This window comes from Nostoc sp. 2RC (genome assembly GCF_014222165.1).
Taxonomy (GTDB): domain Bacteria; phylum Cyanobacteriota; class Cyanobacteriia; order Cyanobacteriales; family Nostocaceae; genus Nostoc; species Nostoc linckia.
Genome location: NZ_JACKZU010000625.1, coordinates 1 through 2455, shown reverse-complemented (window position 1 = coordinate 2455; position 2455 = coordinate 1). Strand labels below are relative to the sequence as shown.

The 2455-nt window shown below is 39.6% G+C and carries 3 protein-coding genes; 1 reads left to right on the top strand and 2 read right to left on the bottom strand.

Translation table 11 applies throughout. The features are described 5' to 3' along the window. Positions 1–128: 128 nt before the first annotated feature. A complete protein-coding gene (locus GNE10_RS33875) occupies positions 129–677 on the bottom strand; it encodes a shikimate kinase (protein ID WP_185570414.1) in 549 nt (182 codons plus the stop codon). A 748-nt stretch (positions 678–1425) separates the two neighbouring features. Here GNE10_RS33875 and GNE10_RS33870 point away from each other — a divergent pair. After that, a complete protein-coding gene (locus GNE10_RS33870) occupies positions 1426–1620 on the top strand; it encodes a hypothetical protein (RefSeq protein ID WP_099072723.1) in 195 nt (64 codons plus the stop codon). A gap of 19 nt (positions 1621–1639) precedes the next feature. Here GNE10_RS33870 and GNE10_RS33865 read toward each other — a convergent pair whose 3' ends face one another. Continuing rightward, entirely contained in the window at positions 1640–2332 is a 693-nt protein-coding gene (locus tag GNE10_RS33865) for a hypothetical protein (protein ID WP_099072724.1), read from the bottom strand. Between the last annotated feature and the right edge of the window lie 123 nt (positions 2333–2455).

The following is a 2455-nucleotide window of genomic DNA, read 5'->3' as shown; positions in this document are numbered from 1 at the left end:
CTCCCCACACTCCCCCATCTCCCTCATCTCCCCATCTCTTCCCAGTCAACAGTCAACACTCAACACTCAGCCAGGATTTATTTTAAAGATGACTAAAATTTGGTAGATATTAAGCGATCGCTGTGTTTTTAATTATGAGAAACTTGTGTTTTGAGAACGCTGGGAATTGCCTCAAGTATCTGCGTGACGATTTCTTCGGGTGTTTCTCCTTGGCGCAGGGTGATTTTTAAATCGGCTTGAGAATAAAGTGCTTGGCGTTGTTCGAGGAGCGATCGCAATTTTTCTTGAGGATCGGAATCTTGTAGCAACGGTCTTGTGGTATCATCCGCTAAACGACTGTAAATTACTTCCACTGGCGCATCTAACCACACTATCAAACCGTGGTGTAAATAACTCCAGTTTTCTCGCCGCAATACAATACCGCCACCAGTTGCAATGGTTAATTTTGTAAAAGCGCAAACCTGTGAGAGAACATCGCTTTCCAATTGACGAAATGCTGCTTCTCCTTCTTCGTCAAATATCTGATTGATGGATTTACCTGCTGCTTGAGCAATAACATCATCGGTATCCACAAACCCATAAGCCAGCTGCTTTGCTAGTAAGCGCCCCACTGTTGTCTTACCAACCCCCATCATCCCAATTAAGTACAGGTTGACTCCTTGTAATAAACTGCTCACCAGTTGCTTCGCTCCAATCGTGAGTTATGTTAGCTGCTTCCTAAGGCTCAGATAAAACCTGAGAAGTCTTACAAGAGTTTAATTTTAGTACTGAATTGAGATTTTGCAGAAATCAAAGCCAGAAGCGATGGCAATTTGGGTAGTAGCAAACCCAAAATGTAGTCATACAACAATCTTTCTTAAGATAGATGTGGTATGCAAATCATCTATAATTTAGTCTTTTTTTGAAAGCACAAGTCTTAGTTTCTATCAATTCATCTTTTATTTGAATGGAATTAATTGCCATTATTACTGTTATTTCTGTATTGAAAGTAACAAACACAAGAAATTAACAATTATTCAGTATAGATAAATAATTAATCATCTCACAAATTTAGTAACCTTTGTGAGGTGGCTTAACAAATTTTGTTGAGCTACATTTACGTTTAACGGAAATTTAAGATAACTTCTTTGAAACTTTATCGAAACAATTTCTGTCTATCCAAATAGCCAGTATTTTATCTTTGGCAGACGAATTTAAGTACAAAATATACTGTGTTTTAATCAACACAAAGTGAAATTTTTCATAATTGAGTTAGGACAAGACATGAACAATTAATAATTGATAATCAAAGGTGTAAATAATGACTTATTACTCGGAATTAGCCGAAATATATTTCCAAACTAGAAGTTTCGACATAAAAACTACTGCATATTTCATTTGAATAAGCCTGAATTAATAAATAGTAGGATGAATGAGGCGTCAACTATGGCTCGAATTCGCGACATTGTACAAGAAGCTTTAGCAACTGGCTATTTGACAGTGGAAGCTGAAAATCGACTCCGACAACTGTTGACTACCCCTTATGACTTGGAAGATTTTAATGCTTTCATGAATTTGCAGGAAGCAGCCATGACTGGTAAAGTCAAGCAAGAATCAAGAGAGCGATGTGGTATCAAGTAGAGAGGTAGCTTAATAGTTCTTACCGCCGGGGACGTTCATTGTCATCTTCAGAATCATCTTCAAAAAATCCCCAATCATCGTCATCATCAGCTTGCTTCGTAGTTGGCGGCTGATAAGGGGGAATAATCACTCGATAATCAGCATCGTAAATTGATTCAGTTTTTCCGACTGCTGTATTTTTCGGTTCGCGGTAGCCGTAGGAGTAAACTGAACCAGATTCAGAACTGGTTTTAGGTTGCGATTGGCGTTCGTAAATTTTAGAGTCTCTGGACTGTTGAGTTTGAGGATTGCGAGTAGAGGTTTCTTCGGGTTTTTCATCAAAGTCCCAATCATCTCCACTACTATTTGTCTCCCAATCATCAAACACATCGTTGGTAGGTTCTTGTTTTTTGCTAGCTGGTGGTGGATTGGGACGAGTATATGTAGGTTCTTCTCTAGGATTTGCCTTTGCGCGAGATGAAGTTGCTGCTGGTCTGTCAGGAGTTTGGCGTTGTCCTGGGGCAAAGTAATTCGATAATTTAAACAACGTCGTAATAAATATAGATGTAAAAGCACCAGCGACTGTACTAAACAAAACCCACATCGCTAGCGGTAACGGTTGAGTCCGCAGACCTAAAAATACCAGCGATAGTGGAGGTGACCAATTCTGAACTAACAACAGCGTTAGTCCTCCCAGTACCGCCACCAACAGAATCAAGCGAATTACAGCCATAGTAAAGGCAAAAGTAAAAAATAACTCTATCTTTCTTTTACAACAAATTTAAGCAGGAAGGCCAGTAGTGGTGAGGTGACCGTGGCTGCTGTCTGGGAAGAAACACAATAGGGGGAAGGGGGA